The sequence below is a fragment of the Streptomyces sp. NPDC058092 genome, from assembly GCF_042884935.1.
Lineage (GTDB): Bacteria > Actinomycetota > Actinomycetes > Streptomycetales > Streptomycetaceae > Streptomyces.
The window spans coordinates 1-1,194 of sequence record NZ_JBHVSY010000075.1 but is presented as its reverse complement, the minus strand read 5'-3'; the positions used below and the strand labels follow the sequence as shown (position 1 = coordinate 1,194).

Genomic DNA, 1,194 nt, shown 5'->3' with positions numbered 1-1,194 from the left:
AACACAGTGGACGCGAGCAACTGAGGACAAGCCCTCGGCCTATTAGTACCAGTCAGCTCCACCCGTTACCGGGCTTCCACATCTGGCCTATCAACCCAGTCGTCTACTGGGAGCCTTAACCAATCAAGTTGGTGGGAATACTCATCTCGAAGCAGGCTTCCCGCTTAGATGCTTTCAGCGGTTATCCTTTCCGAACGTAGCCAACCAGCCATGCCCTTGGCAGGACAACTGGCACACCAGAGGTTCGTCCGTCCCGGTCCTCTCGTACTAGGGACAGCCCTTCTCAATATTCCTACGCGCGCAGCGGATAGGGACCGAACTGTCTCACGACGTTCTAAACCCAGCTCGCGTACCGCTTTAATGGGCGAACAGCCCAACCCTTGGGACCGACTCCAGCCCCAGGATGCGACGAGCCGACATCGAGGTGCCAAACCATCCCGTCGATATGGACTCTTGGGGAAGATCAGCCTGTTATCCCCGGGGTACCTTTTATCCGTTGAGCGACAGCGCTTCCACAAGCCACTGCCGGATCACTAGTCCCGACTTTCGTCCCTGCTCGACCCGTCGGTCTCACAGTCAAGCTCCCTTGTGCACTTACACTCAACACCTGATTGCCAACCAGGCTGAGGGAACCTTTGGGCGCCTCCGTTACTCTTTAGGAGGCAACCGCCCCAGTTAAACTACCCATCAGACACTGTCCCTGATCCGGATCACGGACCCAGGTTAGACATCCAGCACGACCAGAGTGGTATTTCAACGACGACTCCACAACCACTGGCGTGGCCGCTTCAAAGTCTCCCACCTATCCTACACAAGCCGAACCGAACACCAATATCAAACTGTAGTAAAGGTCCCGGGGTCTTTCCGTCCTGCTGCGCGAAACGAGCATCTTTACTCGTAGTGCAATTTCACCGGGCCTATGGTTGAGACAGTCGAGAAGTCGTTACGCCATTCGTGCAGGTCGGAACTTACCCGACAAGGAATTTCGCTACCTTAGGATGGTTATAGTTACCACCGCCGTTTACTGGCGCTTAAGTTCTCAGCTTCGCCGACCCGAAAGTCGGCTAACCGGTCCCCTTAACGTTCCAGCACCGGGCAGGCGTCAGTCCGTATACATCGCCTTACGGCTTCGCACGGACCTGTGTTTTTAGTAAACAGTCGCTTCTCGCTGGTCTCTGCGGCCACCCCCAGCTC

The 1,194-nt window shown here is 55.9% G+C and carries 1 rRNA gene; it reads right to left on the bottom strand.

The features are described 5' to 3' along the window. Positions 1-22: 22 nt before the first annotated feature. Positions 23-1,194, bottom strand: a 23S ribosomal RNA gene (locus ACFVV1_RS40815); the annotation flags it as partial.